The 24,444-nt window shown below is 34.2% G+C and carries 20 protein-coding genes; 8 read left to right on the top strand and 12 right to left on the bottom strand.

Annotation, left to right across the window (positions count from 1 at the left end):
- From BGO27_02390 to BGO27_02400, 3 genes are read right to left on the bottom strand one after another with little or no spacing between them, the layout of a single operon-like run.
- Positions 1-501, bottom strand: coding sequence for a hypothetical protein (locus BGO27_02390; GenBank protein OJV15337.1), 501 nt, complete (start codon positions 499-501; stop codon positions 1-3).
- A complete protein-coding gene (locus BGO27_02395) occupies positions 488-2,992 on the bottom strand; it encodes a leucine--tRNA ligase (GenBank protein ID OJV15338.1) in 2,505 nt (834 codons plus the stop codon). The genes BGO27_02390 and BGO27_02395 overlap by 14 nt, the downstream gene beginning before the upstream one ends.
- A 54-nt stretch (positions 2,993-3,046) precedes the next feature.
- Positions 3,047-3,541, bottom strand: coding sequence for a hypothetical protein (locus tag BGO27_02400; protein ID OJV15339.1), 495 nt, complete (start codon positions 3,539-3,541; stop codon positions 3,047-3,049).
- A 373-nt stretch (positions 3,542-3,914) separates the two neighbouring features.
- Between BGO27_02400 and BGO27_02405 the strand changes: the two genes are divergently transcribed.
- The 4 genes from BGO27_02405 (at position 3,915) to BGO27_02420 (ending at position 8,317) form a co-directional block, all read left to right on the top strand.
- Positions 3,915-4,844, top strand: coding sequence for a hypothetical protein (locus BGO27_02405; GenBank protein ID OJV15340.1), 930 nt, complete (start codon positions 3,915-3,917; stop codon positions 4,842-4,844).
- Between the two features lie 103 nt (positions 4,845-4,947).
- Complete coding sequence (locus BGO27_02410; GenBank protein OJV15341.1) at positions 4,948-6,492, top strand: hypothetical protein; 1,545 nt, start codon at positions 4,948-4,950, stop codon at positions 6,490-6,492.
- Positions 6,489-7,058, top strand: a complete 570-nt coding sequence (locus BGO27_02415; GenBank protein OJV15342.1) for a hypothetical protein — start codon at positions 6,489-6,491, stop codon at positions 7,056-7,058. The genes BGO27_02410 and BGO27_02415 overlap by 4 nt, the downstream gene beginning before the upstream one ends.
- An 80-nt stretch (positions 7,059-7,138) precedes the next feature.
- Positions 7,139-8,317, top strand: coding sequence for a hypothetical protein (locus tag BGO27_02420; protein OJV15343.1), 1,179 nt, complete (start codon positions 7,139-7,141; stop codon positions 8,315-8,317).
- A gap of 86 nt (positions 8,318-8,403) precedes the next feature.
- Here BGO27_02420 and BGO27_02425 read toward each other — a convergent pair whose 3' ends face one another.
- Positions 8,404-9,606, bottom strand: a complete 1,203-nt coding sequence (locus BGO27_02425) for an aspartate aminotransferase (GenBank protein OJV15344.1) — start codon at positions 9,604-9,606, stop codon at positions 8,404-8,406.
- Between the two features lie 169 nt (positions 9,607-9,775).
- Between BGO27_02425 and BGO27_02430 the strand changes: the two genes are divergently transcribed.
- Complete coding sequence (locus BGO27_02430; GenBank protein ID OJV15345.1) at positions 9,776-10,666, top strand: hypothetical protein; 891 nt, start codon at positions 9,776-9,778, stop codon at positions 10,664-10,666.
- A 27-nt stretch (positions 10,667-10,693) separates the two neighbouring features.
- Here BGO27_02430 and BGO27_02435 read toward each other — a convergent pair whose 3' ends face one another.
- The 5 genes from BGO27_02435 to BGO27_02455 form a co-directional block, all read right to left on the bottom strand.
- The gene (locus BGO27_02435; GenBank protein OJV15346.1) at positions 10,694-11,398 is read right to left on the bottom strand and encodes a hypothetical protein; all 705 of its coding nucleotides are present in this window, start codon (positions 11,396-11,398) and stop codon (positions 10,694-10,696) included.
- Between the two features lie 4 nt (positions 11,399-11,402).
- Positions 11,403-12,785, bottom strand: a complete 1,383-nt coding sequence (locus BGO27_02440) for a hypothetical protein (GenBank protein ID OJV15347.1) — start codon at positions 12,783-12,785, stop codon at positions 11,403-11,405.
- 10 nt (positions 12,786-12,795) lie between these two features.
- Positions 12,796-13,728: a methionyl-tRNA formyltransferase gene (locus BGO27_02445; protein ID OJV15348.1), complete on the bottom strand. Its 933-nt coding sequence runs from the start codon at positions 13,726-13,728 to the stop codon at positions 12,796-12,798.
- The gene (locus BGO27_02450; protein OJV15349.1) at positions 13,725-14,225 is read right to left on the bottom strand and encodes a peptide deformylase; all 501 of its coding nucleotides are present in this window, start codon (positions 14,223-14,225) and stop codon (positions 13,725-13,727) included. Before BGO27_02450 ends, BGO27_02445 begins: the two co-directional genes overlap by 4 nt.
- A gap of 80 nt (positions 14,226-14,305) precedes the next feature.
- A complete protein-coding gene (locus BGO27_02455) occupies positions 14,306-14,803 on the bottom strand; it encodes a peptide deformylase (protein OJV15350.1) in 498 nt (165 codons plus the stop codon).
- Positions 14,804-14,946: 143 nt separating this feature from the next.
- On the opposite strand from BGO27_02455, the gene BGO27_02460 reads away from it, so the two are divergent.
- Both BGO27_02460 and BGO27_02465 read left to right on the top strand, forming a co-directional pair.
- Positions 14,947-17,481 (top strand): DNA polymerase I, encoded by a 2,535-nt coding sequence (locus BGO27_02460; protein OJV15351.1) that lies wholly within the window; start codon positions 14,947-14,949, stop codon positions 17,479-17,481.
- Positions 17,482-17,645: 164 nt separating this feature from the next.
- Positions 17,646-18,692, top strand: coding sequence for an alanine racemase (locus BGO27_02465; GenBank protein OJV15352.1), 1,047 nt, complete (start codon positions 17,646-17,648; stop codon positions 18,690-18,692).
- Positions 18,693-19,083: 391 nt separating this feature from the next.
- On the opposite strand, the gene BGO27_02470 is transcribed toward BGO27_02465, so the two are convergent.
- The 3 genes from BGO27_02470 to BGO27_02480 form a co-directional block, all read right to left on the bottom strand.
- On the bottom strand, positions 19,084-19,827 hold the full coding sequence (locus BGO27_02470) for a tRNA pseudouridine(38-40) synthase TruA (GenBank protein ID OJV15353.1): 744 nt from the start codon (positions 19,825-19,827) through the stop codon (positions 19,084-19,086).
- Between the two features lie 91 nt (positions 19,828-19,918).
- Complete coding sequence (locus BGO27_02475; protein ID OJV15354.1) at positions 19,919-21,427, bottom strand: lysine--tRNA ligase; 1,509 nt, start codon at positions 21,425-21,427, stop codon at positions 19,919-19,921.
- Positions 21,428-21,467: 40 nt separating this feature from the next.
- The gene (locus tag BGO27_02480; protein OJV15355.1) at positions 21,468-21,836 is read right to left on the bottom strand and encodes a hypothetical protein; all 369 of its coding nucleotides are present in this window, start codon (positions 21,834-21,836) and stop codon (positions 21,468-21,470) included.
- A gap of 220 nt (positions 21,837-22,056) precedes the next feature.
- Here BGO27_02480 and BGO27_02485 point away from each other — a divergent pair, with 220 nt between their 5' ends.
- Positions 22,057-24,051, top strand: a complete 1,995-nt coding sequence (locus BGO27_02485) for a hypothetical protein (protein ID OJV15356.1) — start codon at positions 22,057-22,059, stop codon at positions 24,049-24,051.
- Positions 24,052-24,444 lie beyond the last annotated feature (393 nt).

The following is a 24,444-nucleotide window of genomic DNA, read 5'->3' on the forward strand; positions in this document are numbered from 1 at the left end:
CTATTTTATACTATATCTATTGAGCTTAATTATAATTTGATTGGCAAGACCATTGGCAGCATTTCCCAAAGAATTTTGGCTTGCTACATACTCACTGAAAGGCGAATTAATACTATTATAAGAGTCATAGTTGTCTACACTTATGGTGTGTACTTGACTCATATTTTCATCAAACAATTGTACATCGGCATGAAGTTTTATCATCTTCCTAGTAGCTTCACCAGTCTTTAAGTATAAAGCACCTATTTCCTGAGAAGTAGCCGATATTAACATTCTTGAAATAGGTGATTTTTCTGTAATATTTTTTTCGCATGCAGATATATAGTTTTCAATGTGACGTCTGATAGCAATTGATGCTGCATCATTGGAACTATCAAGAATAATATTCTTAAACTTACATATTCCCGATGCCTCATGTTTAGAATACAAAGGCTTAAAACCGCATCCTGATAGCACTAAAACTAATGCAACTAATGCATAAATTTTATTATATAACCACATTCACAATCTTCCCTGGAACTACAATAATTTTTTTAGGCTCAGCGCCGTTTAAAAACTTTACTATATGTTCGTCATTTAGTGCAATCTTTTCTATCTCTTCTTTGCTTAAATTTTGTGCTATTTCTATGGTTGACCGTAGCTTACCATTTACTTGCACCGCAATTCTTACTGTATCTTCAACAGTTAAACTATCCTCATACTTTGGCCAGCTAGCATCAATAGTAAATCCTTTATTTCCAGAATATTCCCATAGCTCATCAGATATATGAGGAACAAGAGGCGAAAGAAGTAACACTAAGGTTTTATACGACTTATACACTGCACCCTTTTGAGAATCATTTAAGTTATCACCTAAATCGTATAGAAAGTTAGTAAACTCACGAATTCTTGCAATTGCGGCATTAAATCCAAAACCTGAATATGATTCTGTAACTAACTTAATAGTTTTATGCATATTGATAGTGATTTTCTTAGTTAAACTATCCGATAAATCTGCATTTAAATTTTTATAGCTATCAAAAGCTTTTACAGCATTTGTAAAAAACTTACGCAAGAATCTGGTTGATCCTTCAACACCGCTATCACTCCAGATTAAATCTTTTTCAGGCGGACTATCAGACATTACAAACATTCTGGCAGTATCAGCGCCGTGTGATTTTATAATTCCTTCAGGATCAACTACGTTTTTCTTAGACTTACTCATTTTCTCAATGCGTCCTACCGTAATTAAATCACCGCTATCTTTATGATAATATTTTCCGTCTTTGCTGATTAATTCATCTGGCGTTACCCAGTTACCTTTTGAATCTTTATATGTTTCATGGCATACCATTCCCTGGGTTAAAAGCGCTTTAAACGGCTCATCTACATCCCAGTAACCGCATTTTTTCATAGCTTTGGTAAAGAACCTTGCATATAAAAGGTGAAGGATTGCATGCTCAACACCACCAATATACTGATCAACCTGCATCCAGTATTTGCAAGCATCTTTATTAATAGGATCTGCTACTTTATTATCGCAGAACCTTGCAAAATACCATGAAGATTCAAAAAATGTATCAAATGTGTCTGTTTCTCTCTGCGCATCTTTTCCACAAGATGGACACTTAGTTTTAGACCACGAAGCATGGTTTTTAATCGGATTTCCAGGTTTGCTAAAATCAACATCTTCAGGCAGCACAACTGGAAGGTTTTCTTCTTTTTCTGGTAAAATTCCGCATGAATCACAATGAATCATAGGAATCGGACAACCCCAGTAACGCTGACGAGAAACGCCCCAGTCTCTAAGCCTGTATGTAGTTTTCTTAGTACCTAATTTATTTTTATCTAAATACTCACTCATTTTTTTATGAGCTTCTTCAACTTCAAGCCCATTTAAAAAATCAGAGTTGATTAATGTTCTATCTTCTTCAGATTTAAATACGTCTATAATATTAATGCCATATTTTTTAGCAAACTCATTATCACGCGCATCCCATCCTGGGCAGCCGTATAAAGCCCCGCTTCCGAAATCCTGTAGTACATAGTTTGCAATATAAATTGGCACTCTAACATTATTTATAGGGCTAATTGCTGTAACATTTGTTAAATAACCTTTCTTTTCAGCAAGCTCCTGAGCCGCTTCTGTTGTTGGAATAGACTTACATTCTTTGATAAAGCTTGCTAGTTTTTCATCCTTTTCAGCTAAAATGCTAGCAATTTCATGGTCAACACTAAGTGCAACAAATGTGCAGCCAAATAAAGCTTCAGGTGTGGTTGTCTGAATTTCAATATCTTTATCAAGCTCTGGGCAATTAAAATGAATAGAAGTCATTTCTGCTTTTCCAATCCACTTTTCCTGCATAAGTTTTACGTGTTCTGGCCAGCCTGTTAGAGTATCTAGCGACTTAAGCAAATCTTCGGCAAAATCCGTAATCTTTAGGAACCATTGTGACAGCTTTTTACGCTCTACAACTGCGCCTGATCTCCAGCCTCTGCCGTCAATTACTTGCTCATTTGCAAGAACTGTATTATCCACAGGATCCCAGTTAACTTCAGCTTCTTTACGGTATACTAGTCCTGCTTTATAAAAATCCAGGAACATTTTTTGCTCATGCATGTAATATTCTTTAGAGCAAGTAGCAACTTCTTTAGACCAGTCATAAGCAAACCCAACCTTTTTAAGCTGAGCTTTCATTGTTTCAATATTTTCATATGTCCACTTGCCTGGGTGTGTTTTGCGCTCAATCGCCGCATTTTCAGCAGGAAGACCAAAGGCATCCCAACCCATAGGGTGAAGCACGTTAAAGCCCTGCATTCTTTTCATTCTGGCAATAACGTCACCAATTGTATAATTACGAAGGTGACCCATATGAATCCTGCCAGATGGATACGGGAACATTTCAAGTACATAATATTTAGGCTTTGTATTATCAACACTTGCCTCAAATATATTAGATTTTTCCCATTTTTCTTGCCATTTGTTTTCTATGTCCTGGTGCAAATACTCCACGGCTTACCTCTTGTGTATTTATTATCTTGTAAGTTATTGATATTTATAGAAATTCTAGTTATCTGCTATTTTAAGCTGTCTTGCTCTTGTAAAGATTCTGTCTTCAATTTCTGTAGCTAGTTGTTTAGAATTTGCGCTATCTACCCAGGTATTTCCTTTTCTAACCTGCTTAAATGCGGTAACTCTTAAGGCATCTGCTCTTAGAACATCGCTTGCTATAATAATATTAAGTTTATATCTTTCATGCGCATCATGTGATGTTTGGTGCCATTCTGTAGCAATTACCCCTGAAAACGGGTCAACTAAATGTATAGGAAGCTCACTTACCGCTTCTAGTGATGCTCTCCAAAGGTAGCTGTTTACTGTAATACCTACGCCATCAGATTTTTTACGTTTACCACCAAGCACAATACCTTCATCACCGGTAAGTCTACCCATTTCTTCATATCTTCTATCTTCGGCAGTTTTTGGATAATTTTGTTTAACATCAGCATTTTGGCATGAGGTTGCAACTAAATTCATTAAAACTAATAAAATAACTTTGCGCATAAAAACAAACCGTAATCAAAATTTTATAGTATTTTCAATGAAATATATTATAGTTATCCATATTTGCCAACTAAAACTTAAAACTGGTCAATAATGCGTTATTTATATATCATTATAAGTATAATAATATTAAGCTCTTGCGGAGTTAAAGGAGACCTTTACTTGCCTGAAAAACAAGAGAAATCACAGACTAACAATTAGCAAAAATTAATCAAGTTGTTGTAAATTAAACTTAAATTTGCTTTTTTAGTATAATTTTTATTTTTCCTATACTTGTAATTTTAAAAATGTGGTATTATATAATTAGCGTAGCATTAATTTGAATTTTTTAGTGCTTAATTCCAATTGTAACATAGGAGAAAACAGTCCATTTATGGATAGTTACCCCAGTACCGAACGACATTTAGATGTTGAACATATCAAAGGCCATTCTAAAGCAAAAAAGTTTAAACTCTTTTCATGGCTATTTAAATCCAAAGAACCTAATAAAAATGAAAAAGACAATGATTTTGAAGAAAAAATCATTGATTTAGTCAAAAATCACGACGCTACAAATAAAATATCAGGAATTGAAGGTAGGTTTTTACTTCATAACATGCTTGAATTTGGATCATTAACTGCATCAGACGTTATGATACCACGTTCAGACATTGTTGCGGTATCTTCATCTATTAACAGTGATGAGCTTATGGAGATTTTTCTTAAAGAAGAACATACCAGACTTCCAGTATATCAGGATAGCCTTGATAACATGCTTGGCTTTATTCATATTAAAGATTTATTGCCTTATCTTAGGGGTGAAAATAAAAATAAGTTCACTATAGATGCTATTATCAGACCGCTTATTTTAGCCGTACCTACAATGAATATCATTGATTTACTTGTAAAAATGCGTAGTGCCAGGGTTCACATGGCAGTTGTTGTAGATGAATATGGCGGAATTGATGGAATCCTTACAATTGAAGACTTACTTGAGCAAATTGTAGGTAGCATTGAAGATGAACACGACGAGGGCGATAGCCTTGAAATCTTTAAAATAAATGACAAACTATACGAAGCAAATGCAAGAGTTTCTATTGAAAAAATAGAAGAAGAACTTGGCATGAACATTTTTGATGGTGAAGAAGAAGACTGCGAAACACTTGCTGGTCTTATTTTCTTACTTGCAGGTGAAGTACCTACAAAAGGTGAAATAGTTCATCACCCACTTGGTATTGAGTTCCATATCCTCGAAGCCGATCCTCGTAATGTTAAGAAAGTCAGAATAAAACTTCCATCAAACGAAGAACAAGAGACTGAATAAAAGACAGGGAGCAATAACTCCCTGTTTCTTTAGACAATTTTATTGCAATAAAATCATTTCCATGCTTAGTATTATGTGCATATAAAATATATTAGGAGCATATATGATAGGTAACTTCCGCAAAACGTTTGGATCAATGCTTATTAAAGCCTTTTTAATACTTATAGTACTGAGCTTTGTATTATGGGGTATCGGTGATATTGTCAAAAATCTTGGTAATAATTATGCAGCTAAAGTTGCAGGAAAAACTATTCCTATAGAACTTTTAGAAATGCATGTTGAAAAGGAAAAAAGACGCATAGAGATGCAATCAGGCGAACCATTTCAGGATGCAATGAAAGGTCAGCTTACATATTATGTTTTAGACCGCCTGATGAATAATGAAGTTATCGATAAATACCTAAATAAAGAGCATTTATTAATAAGCGATAAAGCTGCACTTGAATCTATAAAAAAAGAAGAAATTTTCAAAGATAAAGAGGGCAAATTTGACCCTGCAAAACTCAGAGAATTTGTGCTTAGCAATAAAATTAACGAAAGAAAATTTGTAGATGATATTCAAAAAGAAATATCACGCAAAATGCTTTTAGAAGTTATAACTTCAAGAGTACCAAGTAATGATATTGCCAAAATTATCAAGCAATATTTAAATTTAGAATATACTATTACAGTTTACAAACTTGATACTACAAAACAAAGCTCAAGCTATATACCAACTAAAGAAGAAAAACAAAAATTCTATGAAACAAATAAATCGCTATTTTTGTCTCAGGAAACAAGAGATGCAAACTATTTCAAAATCCCTGTAGCAGACCTTAGAAAATCTATTACAATATCGCAGGAAGAACTTGAAAATGAATATAAACTACGTGATTACCGCGATGCCAAATTCTCATTAGAAAATATTAAAAGCAAGTTAGAGGCTGATATTACAGCAAAGAAACTTGAGCAAAAATTACAGGACATATCAAATAATATAGATGATGATATTGCATCAGGCATGAATATTGATGAAATTGCAAAAAAGTTTAATGCTAAAAATATGGTTATAAACAATCTTTCTATATCTTCTGAAAATCCTGCTATACCTGGTATTTTACGAGATAAAATTGTAAGTGACAATAACATGGAAGAGGCAAAGCTTGTTTACAATTTAAACGACGCAATTTATGTATATAAAATCAGCAGAATAACCGAGCCTTATCCACTAGCTTATGAGAAAGTAGAAGATTTAATTACTAATAGCCTTAAAACGGAACATTACCTTAAGTTTATGAGAGACTTAGCTCAAAAACCAGAAAATGCTAAACAACTTAATTTAGAAACTCATCAGTACAAATTCAAAGTTGCAGAAGTACAGCAAAAGTTACCAGTAACCATCCCAGGCAATCTTATAAACGATAGCTTAAATAATGATATCGGTTCGTTTACCAATGTTTATAAAGGCATGGAAAACATGTTTTATATGGCTAAGATAGATGACATAAATGAGATTCAGGATAAAATTGAAAATGAGGCTCAAGTAGATCAGGCTATAAAAGGTCATGTTCAGAATGAAATTCTTTGGGCATTTTTTACTAACCTAAAAGATGAATATGGCGCAAAGATAAACAGAAATGTTTTACAACCGCATAAAGATAGCGAGTGATAGTATTAATAGACAATTTTGATTCTTTTACCTATAACCTTGTAAGTTTTTTAAAAATTTTAAATTTAGATTACAAGGTTATCAGGTATCAATCTGAGTTAGATCACGCTATATCTCTGGGCATTATTGATAAAATTATTATATCTCCAGGACCATCACACCCAAAAAACTCCTTAATTTCCTTAAATGCCATTAGATATGCAGAAGATAACAACATTCCTTTGCTTGGTGTTTGTTTAGGACATCAGGCTATAGGACTATATTTTGGGTGTGATATTTCCAAAAACCCCTACCCTATACATGGTAAAGTCCATCAAATTAAAGTTACAAAACCTGATAGTATATTATTTCAGAATGTACCTAAATTATTTAATGCCACCCGATACCACTCGCTGTGTATAAATTCTATAAATAACAATAACTTAGAAATAACTTCAACCACGAACGATGGCATTATTATGGCTATAGAGCATAAGCATCTTCCTATATATGGCGTTCAATTTCATCCTGAAAGCATTACAAGTGAGTTTGGATTTGAAATAGTTAAAAATTTCATATATAATTAAATAATACATTTAATTAATTTGTGATTTTTATGCATCAAATAGCTGATTTTCTTAAAAAAATAGCTCCGTACCTGAAGAATATGTCTTCAGAACCTGTAGTACTTACAGAATGCATAGGACGCATAATATCAGCAAATGTTACTTCAAGATTTAGCGTTCCAAATAAAAACGTATCTAACGTCAATGGTTATGCTATTAAGTCTGCGGATATTACAATGCTACCTACAAAACTTCGTGTTATAGGAAAGTCGCATAACCAAAATCCTTTTCAGGGAATGATAAAAGATGGTCAGGCTGTTGAAATTTCTGCAGGAGTTCCGATTCCTGAAGGAGCAGATGCAATTGTTCCGTTAGATGAAGTAAGCATAGACCCAAAAAATGTTATAATTAAGGAATTCTGCCCTAAAGGTCAAAATATTATTGAAAAAGGAATAGATATTGAAAACGGCGAAACACTCATTCAAGCTGGATCATTAGTTAGCTTCCGTGATATTGCAAAAGCTGCTGCTGTAAAGCTTTCATGGCTTCCGGTTGTTAGGCAGCCAAGAATCGGCGTTATTGTAGCGCCTGAAGAGAACCAGCAAGATAGCCAGAGTTTATATTTAAATCACGCTAAACTTCAAACACTTCTATCTTTCATAAAACTTCTTGGCGGCATACCTATTGATTTAGGCATTGCCATTGATATGACAGCTCCGATTGAGGATGTACTTACCTATAAAAATGAGGTTAAGTTTGCAGTTCAGGATATGGACATGATAATAATTTGTGGCGGTACTGCTATGCCGCAAGAAAGCCTTATCTGGAATAGTTTAGGTCAGTTTGGCGCTAAAATAGAATCATTTTCAGTTAAATATACTAATGATGAAGCCTTGCTTATGGGCGCTTTAAAAAACATTCCGCTTATTGGTATGCCTTCATCCTTTGTATCTATGCTAATGTCGTCTATTTTATTCTTAGGACCTGCATTACTCAAAATGATGGGAAAAACCGATGAAAATTTTGGCTTTACAAAAAGGTTAGCATTACTTTCGCGTAACCTTGACGTAATAGATAAAAAATCAGACTTTTTATATGGTTATACTAAAGAGAAAGAAAACGGGGAAATGATAGTTACCCCGTCTTCTGGTCAGGATTTTTTAATGCTATCTGCACTTGCGAAATCTGACTGTATAATATACGTGGATCACTCCAGACCACTAACGCAAGGAACAACCGTAGAAGTCATCGAATGCGCGTGGTCTAGGTTTAGAACCTAAAAGTGGTCTAGGTTTAAAGCTTATATAGCTAAAGTATTTTTAATAATGGCACAGGAATGACGCATACCATTATTATAAAGACTAAGCTATACAAGTTTTGAAACTGCTTTTTCAATTCTGTTGCAAGCTTCTTCAAGGTTTTTCTCATTTGTTGCATAAGATATCCTGAAATACCCTTCCATTCCAAAAGCAACCCCAGGAACTGTAGCAACCAGCGCTTCTTCAAGTAGATATGTTGAAAAATCGTTAGAGTCATTTATTACCTTCCCGCCTTCTGTTTTCTTGCCCATTAGTTGCTTGCAAGATGGGAATACATAAAAAGCCCCTTCTGGCTTTAAACATGTTATACCAGTCATTTTATTAAGCCTTTCAACCATGTAATCTCTGCGCTTCTCAAAAATTGCTTTCCACTCCTTCAGGAAATCCTGCGGGCCTGTAAGCGCACCATGAGCTGCGGCTTGCGATATTGAACTTGGGTTAGAAGTTGATTGTGACTGAAGAGCGCCCATAGCTTTAATTAAATCTTCAGGACCTCCAGCATAACCAATTCTCCAGCCAGTCATAGAGTATGACTTAGAAACCCCGTTTAATGTAAGAGTACGGCTTTTAAGTTGTGGCTCAATTTCTGCAATTGTGTAAAATTTTAAGCCATCATAAATTAAATGCTCATAAATATCATCACTTAAAATATGAACATGCGGATGTTTTAAAAGTACGTCAGCAATTGCTCTCAATTCTTCCTTAGAGTAAGCAGCCCCACTTGGATTACTAGGAGAACCTAAAATAAGCCACTTTGTTTTAGGAGTAATATATTTCTCTAAGTGTTCAGCCTTCAAACGAAATTTATCTTCTTCTGGGCATACTGCAATAACTGGCACGCCTTCTGCAAGTGCTACAATATCAATATAGGAAACCCAATATGGCGCAGGAATAATTACTTCATCACCAGGGTTTACACTAGCTAAAATTGCATTATATAAAACTTGCTTTCCACCAGTGCCAACAATAATTTCCGATAATTTATAGTCTAAGTTATTCTCTTTCTTAAATTTCTCCTGAATCGCTTTTTTAAGATTTGGGGTTCCATCTACGTTTGTATACTTAGTTTGACCTTTTTCCATAGCCTCGATCGCGGCTTTTTTAATAAACTCTGGTGTATCAAAGTCAGGCTCACCCACGCTTAAAGCGATAATATCCTTACCTTCAGCCTTAAGTTCGGCTGCTTTTTTAGTCATAGCAAGGGTTGGAGATGGTTTAATGGTTTTGAGTCTTTCTGCTACTAAGCCCATGATTTACCTACATTTTTTGAATTGTTTGACGAATTTAACTGAAGTTTATAGTACATAGAGCGTAATTTTTCCAGAAAAATATTAAAAAACAAAGGAAAATATTTATTAATTTTTTAATATTTATGCTATTATTGATATAAGATATTAATAATATTATATAGTATAGCTTATGAATTATAATGATGCAGGCAAACTTGCCCATGCTACAGCTTTCAAAATTTTAAGAGAGAAAGGGCAGCTTAATACAGAAATAAACTTTGCTGGACTTAAAGAAGTTAGGGCTATTCAAAAAAATGTAGGTGAAAAAAACTTAACAGATTTTGCAGTAGATCGTAAAGGTACTGCAACATTAGGTCGTTCATTCTCAGAAAAAAACTTTAAGGAAACAGGTCTTAACTACACCCCTGAACTTGCAGAAAAATTTGGCGCTCTGTATGCTGCTATTTTAGCTTCAAGAGTTAATGATACTGATTTCAAGGCTCAAGATAGCAATTATAAAAATGTAAATGTACTTGCGGAAGATAAATTTGCGCGTGAGACTACAGCAAAGCTTTTAAAAACATATAAATCTAAATTTCAGAATATGAATTTAGATGAGATATACGATTTTGGTCAGAACTTAGCTAAGCATCCAAATATACCATTTTTTAGACAGCCAGCTGAAGGTATAACCGCTCAACAAATTGATGAATCTATTAAAAAAGCTAATAAAGAAGCTATAGATAATGCTGGCAAAGCATTTGATAAATTAAGCCACTCAAAATCAACCGTAGAAAAACCTTCAAAATCATCAGGTGTTAAAGAACTATTTGGCGTTATTCGCAATTTCTTTAAGCAAGATCCTATGAAGAAGGCTGAAAAAGCTGAACGCAATATTCTTAAAAAGCTACAAAAAAATATGAAGCTTGCTGAAGAAAACGGTACTACAAACGTTTCCTTAGATGAAGTTTCTTCTAAAGTTAAAGAAAGCGGTGTAACAATTGGCAGCCACAGATTTGACTCAAACACCGCAAGAAGCGAGGACAATCTTAATCAGAATAAGGATAGGTCTTTGAAATAAATTTATTTCTGCCAATATTATCCAGTTCTAATGCATAAAGTCTTTAATTTCAGGGATTTCTGATTTAAAGAACTCTTCCTTACCTAAATCCACTACAGGTTTACCATTTTTCAGCATAATTACTCTGTTTGTAACGTTCTTTAAAAAGTACATTTCATGGGTTACAACTAAGGCAATTTTATCTTTAGAAATCACATTTGCGATTAAATCAATGATTTCCCTAACATTCTTAGGGTCAAGCGCACTTGTCGGTTCATCAAACAGAATCACTTCAGGATCCATAGCCAAAGTTCTTGCGATAGCGACCCTTTGTTTTTCACCGCCTGAAAGGTTTTTAGGCATAGAATCAGCCTTATGTGAAAGTCCAACTAACTTTAAGCTTTCTTCTGCCTTTATTTTAGCCTCATTTTTCGGCATTTTTTTGACGTTAATAAGGGCAGTCATAACGTTCTCTAAAACGTTCATATTCTGAAACAGGTTAAATGACTGAAATACAAAGCCAATTTTCTTGCGCATTTCTAGAACATTTTTAGAAGTTATAGCCGCACCATCGAGTAACACACTACCGCTATCTAAACTTTCCAGCATATTTATAACTCTGAGTAAGGTAGACTTACCGCAGCCAGATGGACCAATAATTCCAACAATTTCACCTTTGTTAAAAGTGAGATTTAAGTCATCTATAACCTGTTTACCATCAAAGGCTTTCTTCAAATTCTTAAGCTCTAGCATTTTATTACCTTGCTACTTTTTTATTTATAATAACTAATATAATGTTCATAACGTTAATGATTATGTAGTAATAAATACCTGCAATTATCAGTGGTGTTAAATAATCATATGTCTCAGACGAAATAAGCTGCGCTTTACGCATAATATCCTGCGCACCAAGCACCGATATAATGGATGACTCTTTCACCATATTTATCGCTTCATTTATAAGCGAAGGTACAATATTACGTAATGCTTGCGGAATTACTATAAGCTTCATTGTTTGGTATTTTGTCATACCAATTGCATTTGCAGCTTCAATTTGACCTTTATCAACACCATTGATTCCTGCTTTTAAATGCTCAAACATATATGCAGCTGAGTTTATAGAAAATGCCACAATACCTGCAGTAAACACTGATATTTTCACCTCTAAAATCATAGGAAGTGCAAAGTAAATTATACTAAGCTGTAGTATTAGCGGCGTACCTCTTAGAATCGATACATATAAATTACTTACATATTTAAACAGCTTTGACGTTCCCGAAAGAACCGTAAGAATAGTCGCAATTAAGAAACCACAAATAGTTGATATTAAAGAAAATTCCAGCGTTAAACTAATCCCTTTTGCTATAACTTTAAAGTATCTAACCTCAACACCCATTATTTTTTCACCAGCAACAGCTGACTCAAAATCTACTAACCATTTTTGATTTATTGCCTCTAATGACCCGTCCTTCAAAGTTTCAGTAATAATTACGTCTACTTTTTCAGTAAGATTTGATCCTTTTTTCAGAGCAACAGATATACCGCCATCTTTAATTTCAGTAGCAGGAATAAATGTAAAGTCAGGGTAATTATCAATAATAGACTCAACTTGCGGGCCATCAATTAAAATTGCATCAACATTACCTGTTTTTAAGTCTTCCACCATCATTGCAAGTCTTGCTAAAGGTTTTGTCTGGTAGCCAAGCTCTGTAAGCTGAGTTTCAAAAATTGACCCTGCCTGCGCTCCAATTTTTGCCATTCTAAAGTCTTTGAGCCTTTTTTTGTCTTTATACTTAGTAATCAAAAACGCTTCTGTTTTATAGTAAGGTATTGAAAAATCGTAATTTTTCGCTCTTTCTTCTGTTCTTGATACATTTGATATAACTAAATCGATTGCACCACTATCAAGCGCTGGCATTAGTGAATTAAAATCAATTTCTTTAATCACCAGTTCTTTATTCATTTTCTCAGCGATAATCTTAGCAAGGTCTGCGTCAAACCCTACTACTTCTCCATCAATCATCATATCAAACGGTGGATAATCTGCTGATATCCCCACCCTTAACTCTTCTTTTTTCTGTATACTGTCACATGATGTAAGCATAGCAACAGCTAGAATTAATATACTTATTATTTTCATGGTTTATGTCCTATTCTAAAATTGTGCCTGTTAAATCTTCTCTAATGCCGTTTAAAAAGTCCTTTCGTGAGACTGCTCCTTTCCCAGGTTTCTGTAATATATTAGGCTGAATAAAGCCATCTAAAGTCTTTATAATCAAATCTTTTGATGCAATTACTTTAGGCTCAAAATCACCTTCAAACTCCACAATTTCCGCATCTAATATTTTAACATTCTCACCTTTAAGCGTAATATAACTTCCAAGCTCTGATAACGCATTAATTTTGCGGATAATATCTTTTGCACTCTGGTTAAAATCAAGCTTGAGCTGGTCTTTGCTAATCTTATGAGCGTAAGTTGCTAAACTATCATCTTGCTTTTCAAACGCTTGCGCTTTACCAGTTCTAATAATATCCTCAATGACTTCTACCATAAGCTTGCTTCCGATTTCCGCTAAACTATCATGCAGATCTTTAAGTTTTGTTTTATCAGTAATAGGTACATGCTCACTTATTTTAATCATTCCGCCAGTATCTAAACCTTCGTCCATTTGCATAATGGTAACGCCGCTATATTCATCGCCAGCGAGTATTGCATGATGGATGGGAGCAGCACCCCTCCATCTTGGCAAAATTGACGCATGAATGTTAATTACGCCATATTTTGGAATGTCTAAAACTGTTTTAGGTAGTATAAGTCCATAAGCCGCAACAATTATAAGATCAGGCTCAAATGATTTTATAATCTCAACTTGTTCTTCGTTCCTTAGTGTTTTTGGTGTAAAAACTTCTATATTTTTACTTTTAGCAAAACTTGTAACAGGCGTATCAATAAGCTGCATACCCCTACCCTTTGGTTTAGCAGGCTGGCTAAATACAGCGGGAATAGTTACACCTTTGATACTTATAATTTTTTCTAGCGCCTTTACTGCAAATTCAGGCGATCCCATAAATATTATTCTCATTTCTTATACTTCTTTTTTATTCTTTCTAAAATTATCCTGCGTTTCATAGGCGATATTTGATCTATAAATAAAATACCGTCATGATGGTCAATTTCGTGCTGCAAACATGTTGCTAAGAGTCCATCTGCCGTAATCTCACATTCCTGCCAGTCTAAATCCCTATATTTTACCGTAATTTCTTTAGGTCTTGTAACATCGGCATACTCACCTGGGAATGAAATACTACCTTCTTTATAAGTATTTGCCTCATCTGACTTTTTTATAATAACAGGGTTTATAAAAGCCTGAGGGTTGCTATAATCATCACTAATATCAACAACTACAATCCTTTTATGAACGCCAACATGGCTTGCAGCCATGCCGCAGCCTTTATTATGACGCATGGTTTCAAACATATCGTTTATAAATGCTTTAGTTTGATCATCTAAGCTTTCCACTTCAGAACATTTTGTTCTAAAACTTTGATCATAGCCTATGATTATAGGTAACACTGCCATATTAATTATACTTTTATATGTTTGTTAAATACTTATTAGGAAGTAACGCATAGTACAATTCAACTATAATTACTATAGTCTTATTTATACTTTTTTCGGAGTTTTTCCAGAATTATTCGTCGTTTCATATCAGAAATATGATCTACAAATACAATACCGTTAGTATGGTCAATTTCATGCTGAAGACATACGGCAAGAAGCCCTGCTGCTTCAAGCTCGCACTCTTCCCATGCTTCGTTACGATAGCGTACTGTAATTGTGTCAGGTCTGATAACATCAGAGTACTGACCAGGGAATGACAAGCAACCTTCTTTGTAAGACTTTGTTTCTTCTGATTTTTTCACAAGTTCTGCGTTAATAAAAACCTGCGGGCTATCACCATTATCACTTACATCCAGAGTAATAATTTTTTTATGAACACCAACTTGCACGGCAGCAAGCCCAACACCTTCCGCATGATACATGGTTTCGATCATATCAGCTATGAACTTTTTTGTCTCGTCATCCATTTTCTCCACATTCTCCGAAGGTTTTTTAAGCCTTGGATCAGGAGCAACTACTATTGGTAATACAGCCATAAGTTTTAATTAGGTTATGATTTTTACTATTGTATACATTAAATTATAACAAATTTCAAGATTTAACATACTCTTGGGTTTACAGCAGAACATAAAATCTATAAAAATGAGGCAATTATACAGTATTTATAAAGGAATATATCATGAATCATTTAGTAGTTATTGACGGATACGGCTTTGTTTTTAGAGCATTTCACTCTATGCCACCCCTTACCCGTAAAGACGGAGTAGTTGTGGGCGCTGTATTTGGCTTTTGCTCAATGATAATGCGCCTTCTTACAGAGATTCATGCAACACATATTTGTATAGTATTTGATAGCGGTAAACAAAACTTTAGACACAGGTTATATGCAGATTATAAGGCAAACCGCCCAGAAGCGCCTCAGGAACTTCGTGATCAGTTTCCTATAATCAGGCAGGCTGCCAAAGCATTTAATATAATATCTTTAGAAAAAGAAGGATTTGAGGCAGATGATTTAATAGCAACGCTTGCTCAAAAAGCATCTCATAACGACTATAAAGTAACAATAGTATCATCCGATAAGGATCTTATGCAGCTAGTTGGTGATAATGTTATGATGTTTGATCCGATGAAATTTAAGGTAATCGACCGCGAAGCCGTTTTAGAAAAATTCGGTGTATACCCTGAAAGAGTAAGAGACCTTTTATCGTTACTTGGTGATGCATCAGATAACATTCCTGGCGTAAAAGGTATAGGCGGTAAAGGCGCATCTGATCTTATCAATGAATTTGGGTCATTAGAAGAGCTTATTCAAAATGCAGATAATATTAAGCAAAACCGCTATAAAAATGCATTTGCAAGTAATATAGATAATGCCAAACTTTCATATGAGCTTGTAGGGCTTGATTATAACGTTGACCTACCAGCAACTCTTGATGAACTCAAAATAAATGATATTGACCCAACCGAGCTAAATTACTTTTTTGAGAAAAACCAGTTTAGACAACTTCAAAGAAAAATGGAGTCAATGTTTGATAGTATAAAAAAATGCGACGCCACAAACTCTATAATCAGCACCAAACATTTTGATGATAAAGCATCATTTAAAAAGCTTGAGCCACAAGCATTTTTTGCTGAACTTTCAAATAATAACATGGTGAGTGTTTTTAAAATAGAATCAAAGCTGTTTATGTCACTCGAGAATGGTCATTATACTATTTTAGACTCTACCATTGAATATAATAATGAAATTAAAGAAATTTTCGCAAGCACTGCTATTATAAAGCTATTTTATGGTGCTAGGCCATTTTTCAAGATGTATGACATTAACCATTTTGAAGATATCCAACTTATGGCTTACACACTTGATAGTAGCCAAAATTTTGAGAATATTTCAGCAGCACTTACCAATTTTTTAGAAGAAGTAGATACCGACCCTCAGCAATATGCGCTTAAGTTATTCAAACTTCATAATTTTTTAAAACCAAAAATTATAGAAAATCAGGTATTTAAAATATATGAAGCTTTTGAGAAACCGCTTATAAAAATACTCGCTAACATGGAACTAGCAGGAATACTACTTTCAAAAGAAACCATTGAAAATCTAAAAGTAGAATTTCAGCTGAATTTAAATATGTTAGAAAAAGATATATTTGCCTTAGCAGGGGTAAGCTTTAACATTGGCTCACCTAAGCAGCTTGGCGAAGTACTATTTGAAAGACTTTCAATGCCAGCCTCTAAAAAAGGTAAAAGCGGAACATATTCTACTGATATTGATGTTTTAGAAGAGCTTTCACTTTCAGGGCATACTATTGCAGATAAGCTTATTGAATGGAGGCATTTGTCAAAGCTGATTTCGACTTATACAGATCCTCTTATTAACGCTGCAAGTTTAGACGGCAGGATTCATACTACATATTCGCAAACTACTACTATTACAGGCAGACTCAGTTCAAGCGCCCCTAACTTACAAAATATTCCAATCAGAACCGCACATGGATCGCGTATTAGAGACGCATTCATTAGCAAACCGGGATATAAATTACTGTCTTTTGACTACTCGCAAATTGAGCTTAGAATACTCGCCCACATGGCAGATGTAAAAGAGCTTATTGATGCTTTCCACCATGATAAAGACATTCATAAGATTACAGCATCACAAGTATTTGGTATTCCCGAAGAAGAAGTTGATGATTCTTTAAGACGTAAAGCAAAAGCTATTAACTTTGGTATTATTTACGGCATTAGCGCGTTTGGTCTTGCTAAACAAATTAACGTATCAAGATCGGAAGCGAAATCGATTATAGATAAATATTTAAGTACTTATCACGGTATTAAAAAGTTTATGGACGGAATGCAGGAGCAAGCCCGTCAGCATGGTTTTGTAGAGACTTTATTTGGACGCAAATGTTATATTAAAGATATTATGAGCAGTAATTTTGCTGTCCGCGGCTTTGCAGAGCGCTTAGCTATTAACGCGCCGATTCAGGGAACCGCAGCAGATATTATAAAAATGGCAATGATCAATGTAAATAAAGCCCTGCCAAAAGATACTACAATGCTGCTACAAATACATGACGAACTAATCTTTGAAGTCCCTGAGAATGATTATGAAGATAAGATAAAAAAGCTTCAAAATATCATGCAAGACGTTGTAAAACTTAAAGTTCCACTAACCGTAAACTGGGGAATAGGCAATAATTGGGGTGAGATTTAGTATTTAATAAGCGAAGAAAGACTTTTACTGTATTTGTCATTTAAATTATATCATTTGGTATATCTCTAAGAAGTTAAGAGTTGACAGGAATAACGAACGAAGTGTACAAAATGGTACATGAGTGAGGAAATGACGTATCAAATCTTAATTTATTAGGGGTATAAATGTATCACGTTTGTGAAGTGCATGTAGATTTAGATGCTATTGCTTCTAACTATAAATATATGTCAAATATCTCTAGTAAAGTTTGTCCTGTTGTAAAAGCTGATAGCTATGGTATTGGCGCTTATAAAATCGTTGAGCGCCTTGTAAAAGAAGGCTCAGATACTTTTTTTGTAGCCACCTTAGAAGAAGCATTAGAACTTCGCGAGTCTTTTAAAAATACTGTTTTTTATACGTTACTTGGTCTTCATGATGACCCCGAAGTATTTTACAGAAATAATATTTACCCTGTTATAAACTCACTAAACCAATTAGAAAAAGCAGCTAAATTTGGCAAATCTGATTTTAAAGCAGCAATTCAGTTTGATACGGGTATGAGCCGTAATGGCATGACGCCATCTGAGATGCATGAAATGCTTGATAAAAATTTACATAAGCAAATTGATCTTAAACTAGTAATGTCGCATTTAGCATCAAGCGAAGAAAAGGATAATCTGTTTAACCAAATGCAGCTTGAGCGTTTTAAACATATCGCATCCTACTTCCCGCATGTTCCAAAAAGCCTTGCAAATTCTGGCGGAATTTTACTTGGAAAAGACTATCACTTTGACATAGTAAGACCTGGTATCGCAACATATGGGTACGTACCGGATAAAGAATTTTTACCAGCTGTAAAAATGTATGCGAAAATTTTAGAGATTCATACTTATAAAGCAGGATCAACAGTAGGCTATAATCAAACTCATTTACTTGTAAGCGACAGAATTTTGGCAACCATTGGCGTAGGTTATGCCGATGGTTTATCAAGAGCAATCAGCAACCTTGGCGAAGTATATTATAAAAATTATAGATTACCAATTCTTGGTAGAGTTTCTATGGATACTATAATTGTAGATATTACCGATTATGTAAATGAAATCACAGGCGACTTTTTAACTGTGTTTGAAACTAAAGAACAAATGTTTAATATAGCAGTAAGCTCACAAACTATACCTTATGAGATTCTTACCTCTATAGGCAAAAGATTCAGATTCCATTATCATGGGTAAACAATATCCATGCCTATTATTTAATAATAGATTGCCACAAAATGCCTTGCATTTTTCGCAATGACATAGCATCTTGAGGGTGTCATTCCGAGAGGTGCGTAGCATCTCGTGGGAATCCATATATAAATTTAGTCTATTGTTAACAGTGAATTAATTGCTGCATAAGAATGAGGAATAAAGTGCAGTAAAAACTATAGCATTTTAGGTTAGATTAGATACAGGAATAACGAGTGAAACCTAGCAATGCTTCGGTGAACGAGGAAATGGTGCATACAAAACTAAATACTAAAACATAACTATAGTTAAATAAGTTAAGTTTTGCACAGGAATAACAAACGAAGTGTAGTAAACCTACATGAGTGAGGAAATGACACATGCAAAACTAACTTAGTTAACTATAGTCGACTTTACATAAAAAAAGCCCATCAGCTGGTGCTGTCATTTCTGCGGCTGCTCTATTTTTAGCGTCTAAAATGTTTTGCACGTCTTTGGGTGTTAATTCCCCTTCTCCAACTTTGCGTAAGGTTCCAACGATATTTCTTACCATATGATGCAAAAATGAGCGTGCGGATACTTCTATGATAATTTCAGGATAATTCTCGGATATTATCCTAATATTATCCACTGTTATGATAGGTGACTTTGCCTGACACATTGTTGCTCTGAAACTGGTAAAATCATGATGTCCTATTAGCACATTTGCACCTTCCTGCATTTTTTCGGGATCTAAAGGAAGATGACGTACCCAGGACAGGTTTTTATAAATAGCACTTGGGCTACTGCGATTGATAATTCTATATTGGTAAGTTCTTCTAATTGCTGAATATCTTGCATGAAAATCTGACTCTACTTTTTCACAATCAAGCACAACAATATCTTCTTCTTGCAAAAAATGGTTAATGGATCTAACCAGTTTATGAGTATCATACTCTTTTGGAAGGTCAAAATGGGCAACCTGCCCTGTTGCATGCACCCCTTTATCAGTTCTGCCTGACCCATAAACCTCTGCTTTATAATGAGAAAAGGCAAAAATAGCTTTTTCTATTTCCTCCTGAACAGTAGGAAGTCCTGGCTGAATTTGCCAGCCATAATAGCGAGTACCTTTATATTCTATGGTGATTTTATAGCGGATCATGTTAATTACTATTTTTTAAAGAACCGAAGGTTCATGACCCTGTGCCTAGCACCTTTGGTGCTTGCCCCCCTGGCACAGGGTCATACACATATTAGTCGTTCTTAGGTTTTAGGGTTGGAAATGCTATAACTTCACGAATTGAGTGAGAGTTAGTAAGAATCATAACTAACCTGTCAAGACCAATACCTAAGCCACCTGTAGGCGGAAGAGCGTATTCAAGCGATGTAATAAAGTCATGATCCATCTCATGGGCTTCGTCATCACCTGCATCTTTTGCCTCAACCTGCTGCATAAAGCGGTCTTTTTGATCCATTGGGTCATTAAGCTCAGAGAACCCGTTAGAGATTTCCCAGCCGTTCATATATGTCTCAAAACGCTCTGTAAGCCTTGGATCATCGATTTTGCATTTAGCAAGTGGTGAAATATCTCTAGGTAAATCAGTAACATGCGTAGGCTGGATAAGCTCATGCTCTACTTTTTCACCAAATATTGTCTCTAAAACCTTACCCCATGGCTCATTACCTTTAAGGTGCACGCCAAGTCTTTTAGCAACTTCATGAGCTTCAGTTTGCGAGTTAATGGTAAGGAAATCCACACCTGTTTTTTCTCTTACAAGTTCTGCCATTGATTTTCTTGGCCATGGCCCTGATAAATCAATTACCTTATCACCAAAGTTAATCTGCATTGAGCTATTTGTAAGCTCACATACTCTCTGAATAATACCCTCAGAAATACTGATCATATCATGATAATCCGCGTAAGCCTGATATAGCTCAAGTGATGTAAATTCGGGGTTATGTCTTGTAGAAATTCCTTCATTTCTAAAGCAACGGTTAATTTCAAATACTCTTTCAGAAAGACCACCAACTATAAGCCTTTTAAGGTATAATTCAGGCGCAATTCTAAGGTATAAATCGATACCTAATGTATTATGGTGCGTAACGAAAGGTTTAGCAATTGCCCCACCTGCAATCGGGTGTAGCATTGGTGTTTCTACTTCTAAAAACCCATGCTCCAATAAGTAATTACGAACGCCAGAAATTATAACTGATCTTGCCCTTAACACGTTACGTGAATTTTCGTTAATTATCAGGTCAATATATCTTTGTCTGTAACGTGTTTCTACGTCCTGCAGCCCATAATATGAATCAGGAAGCGGAAGTAACGCTTTTGAAAGTAAGTTCACTTCTAAAGTATTTACAGTAAGCTCACCTCTTGGGGTACGGCGTACAATACCTCTTGCGCCAATAAAATCACCTAAATCAAGGTTTCTTAAAACCTGAAGTACATGTTCAGGAGCGTTTTTTACATCAGTATATACCTGAAGTTTGCCCGAATCATCGTGAAGGTCAATGAACATACCGCTATTACGAATTGACATAACACGACCTGCAACCATAACCTCGTCTTCTGTATATACGCCGTTTTCTAAGGATGCATATACTTCATGAAGTTCCACTGTTTTGTGGGTTCTGGCAAATTTTGAAGGGTATACATTAATACCAAGTGATTTTAATTCCTCAAGTTTAGCAAGGCGAACTTGATGCTGACTCTGTTCTTCTGAATGAGAATTGCTCACAGTAAAATTACTCCTGTTAATTATTTTTAAATTTCAATAACTTATGAAATTTATTACGTTCTTATTTTAATGAATTTTTGGCTATTTTCCAGTATTTCAGGATTTCATCCATTGATAAGCCTTTAAAACTTGTAATACCGTCATTTTCTGCAAATTCCAGTGCTTTATCAAGCCTTGTTTCAAACTTATCGAGCGCTAATTCCATACATTCCTTGATATCACAATTTAAATAATATGCAAGTGCCATTGCGGCTATTATAACATCCCCGAGTTCTTCTTTTAGGGCATCTCGGTCGTTTTTTTCTACTTCTACAGCAACTTCATCGCACTCGCTTTTAATTTGGTCGATAATCTGCTGGTAGTTTTCATAAACAAAGTCATGCTTTTTAGCCTTTGTTTCAATTTTTATAAGTTTTTCAATAAGATCCATGGTGTGTATATGTATATGTTTTTATGAGTTGTGTTATAGCATAAAACGTTGGAAAGGGGTAGCTGAATGTGGGGGGGGGGGTATGGCGTCTAACAGAAATTATTAAGGAATTTAAATAATTATTAAATTAAAATAAAATATTACTAACTAATTAATAATATTTGACTAATTAACAATCAGATATTATGGTTTTGGCATTAAATTATCTTGCGAGTAGCAAATGAAACTAGAAAACGAACATCAAAATAAGGATTATCAAATATCAACAGAAAAACTATTTTCCAGACTAAATGATCAAGATTCTTGGCATGAAGATTTTCCTGAACTAGAAATCACGGTAAAAAATCTAATGCCTGAACAACTAACCATAGTATCTAATGACGATGAAAATAATAACTTACTACATTTTGCATCAGCTATAGGAAATTTAGAAACAGTGATATATCTTATTAATAATGGAATTAAAGCAGATATAAAAAATAGATGGAAATCTACTCCAGCATATTACGCTGTAGAATATGGCAAACTTGAAGTAGTTAAATATTTGATCAACGAAACAAATGTTAACATAAACATTAAACACTTTAATGGAGATACTCTTTTACATCAGGCATCTATGCGAGGTTATTTTGAAATAATCAAATACCTGATAGAAGAAAAAAACATGAATGTTGATATTTTGAATAATTCTAGAGAGACCCCTTTAAAATATGCATCTCGAAACGGTCATTTAAAAACGGTTAAGTATCTTGTTAAAAAAGGGGCAAATACAAATATTTGCAACATTATTCGACACACTCCTTTGCATATTGCAGCTTATAGCGGACATTTAGATATAGTTAAATACTTAGTCAAAAAGGGGGCAAATGTTCTTAGTAGAGACATTGCCAATTATACAGCCCTGTTATACGCTGGTGAAAAAAGAAATTTGGAAATGATAAAATATTTTGCTCAGAATGGAGGTAATGTCGATGATAGTAATATTTCTGGATCGACTTCACTGCATTATGCAGCTTTATATGGATGCACTGAAATAGTCAATTTCCTTGTTAATGAAAAAAATGCTAGTGTCAATGCTGTAGATAGCAATCAGAAAACTCCATTACACTATGCTACTGAACAGGGTTATAAAAATATTGCAGATTTGCTATGGTCTAAGATTTCTGATAACACTAAAAATAAGATAATTCAAGATAATGAAATAACTATCAATCAATACAAACAAAGGCGTTTAATATTTCGTAATTATGCTACTTTAAATATTATGTATGAGCAAAATAATCTAGAAAAAGACCGTTTTATAGAATTTTATCACCATATATATCAAAATCATAATATTAATATTTCTGGATTAATAGGCTCAAGCGATGCATCTTTTAACGAGGACACTAAAAAAATAAATAGCTTTATTAAAACTTTAAAATTAAATATACATAATCCTAGTAGTGCAGTGTATACTAAAGAATTTAAAGAAATTACAAAAGATCTTAAGAGTTTTGCAATCGCTTTCGCCGGTAAAGTTATAGGTTATAGATATATAGAAACCCTACCCTTTGAAATACAATCTCATATTTTTTCTTATTTGAATATTGATCTAAATGAAACGTTATTACTTAGTAATAAAATAAAAAAAACCAAATTATCTTATAGAATAGAACAATTAAAGCTTTTAGATAATAAGGTAATAGAAACATCTATTAATAATAAGAAAATACCAAAGATTAATACTACACATTCTTCTGCGCCAGTGACAACCCTTTATAGAAAAGAACATGTTATAAAACATATGGATAGTAAGTTTACTTCATCATTTAACATTACTAATATTGTAAAAGTAAGTTTAAACTTAGCTAGACGATTGGGCATAGGAATGCTTGTTAATAAAGGCTTAAAAGCGCTTGCTCCAAGATTTTCTTTTCTTGGTAATAAAGCTGTAAGATATGTAGTATCAACATCAGCATCAGTATTTATCGGATATTTTGGATTTGAAAAGCGCAACTATTCACCAAATGGTAAATTCAGTAAATTTGTATTTGAATATGTATTAGGTAGGCGTAATAAACTAAAAGACCAGAACGCAATTAATCGTTATTTTAAATCTAATATTAATGTGCATGATGATACTAAAATTATTGCTAAAAATCACCCTAATAAAATTAACTGGAAAGATATTGCTTTTGCAACCAGAAACGTACGTGAATATAGAGGTTTGTAATTAGTCAAAGTAGCGCGATTAATTTACTAACTGCACTCTTTATTTACAATTCATATATATTACGACCAGGGGGCGAGACATTTATGGCAAGGGGAGAAATTTATATCTTCAATTTGTTACCCTTTATTATATAGAAGGAAAAATCCTTCACGAGGGTGGTCAGAATTTTTTGATCTTAATATCATTTAATTTGCAAATTTTTAATAAATACCTATTGCTCACCCTTTTAATCTCATTCACTTCAAGATATATAGAAATGGATTCCAACGAAGTGCTATGCAATTCTTGGAATGACTTAAGAAGGGCAAATTGGTTTATTTGAACGAAGAGCGAAGGCTAGTTTTAACGACTCGCTGAGCGATGAGTGACGAATTAAATGTTAAGCACTATCAG

Source organism: Alphaproteobacteria bacterium 33-17 (assembly GCA_001897445.1).
In the GTDB taxonomy this organism is placed as follows: Bacteria; Pseudomonadota; Alphaproteobacteria; order Rickettsiales; family 33-17; genus 33-17.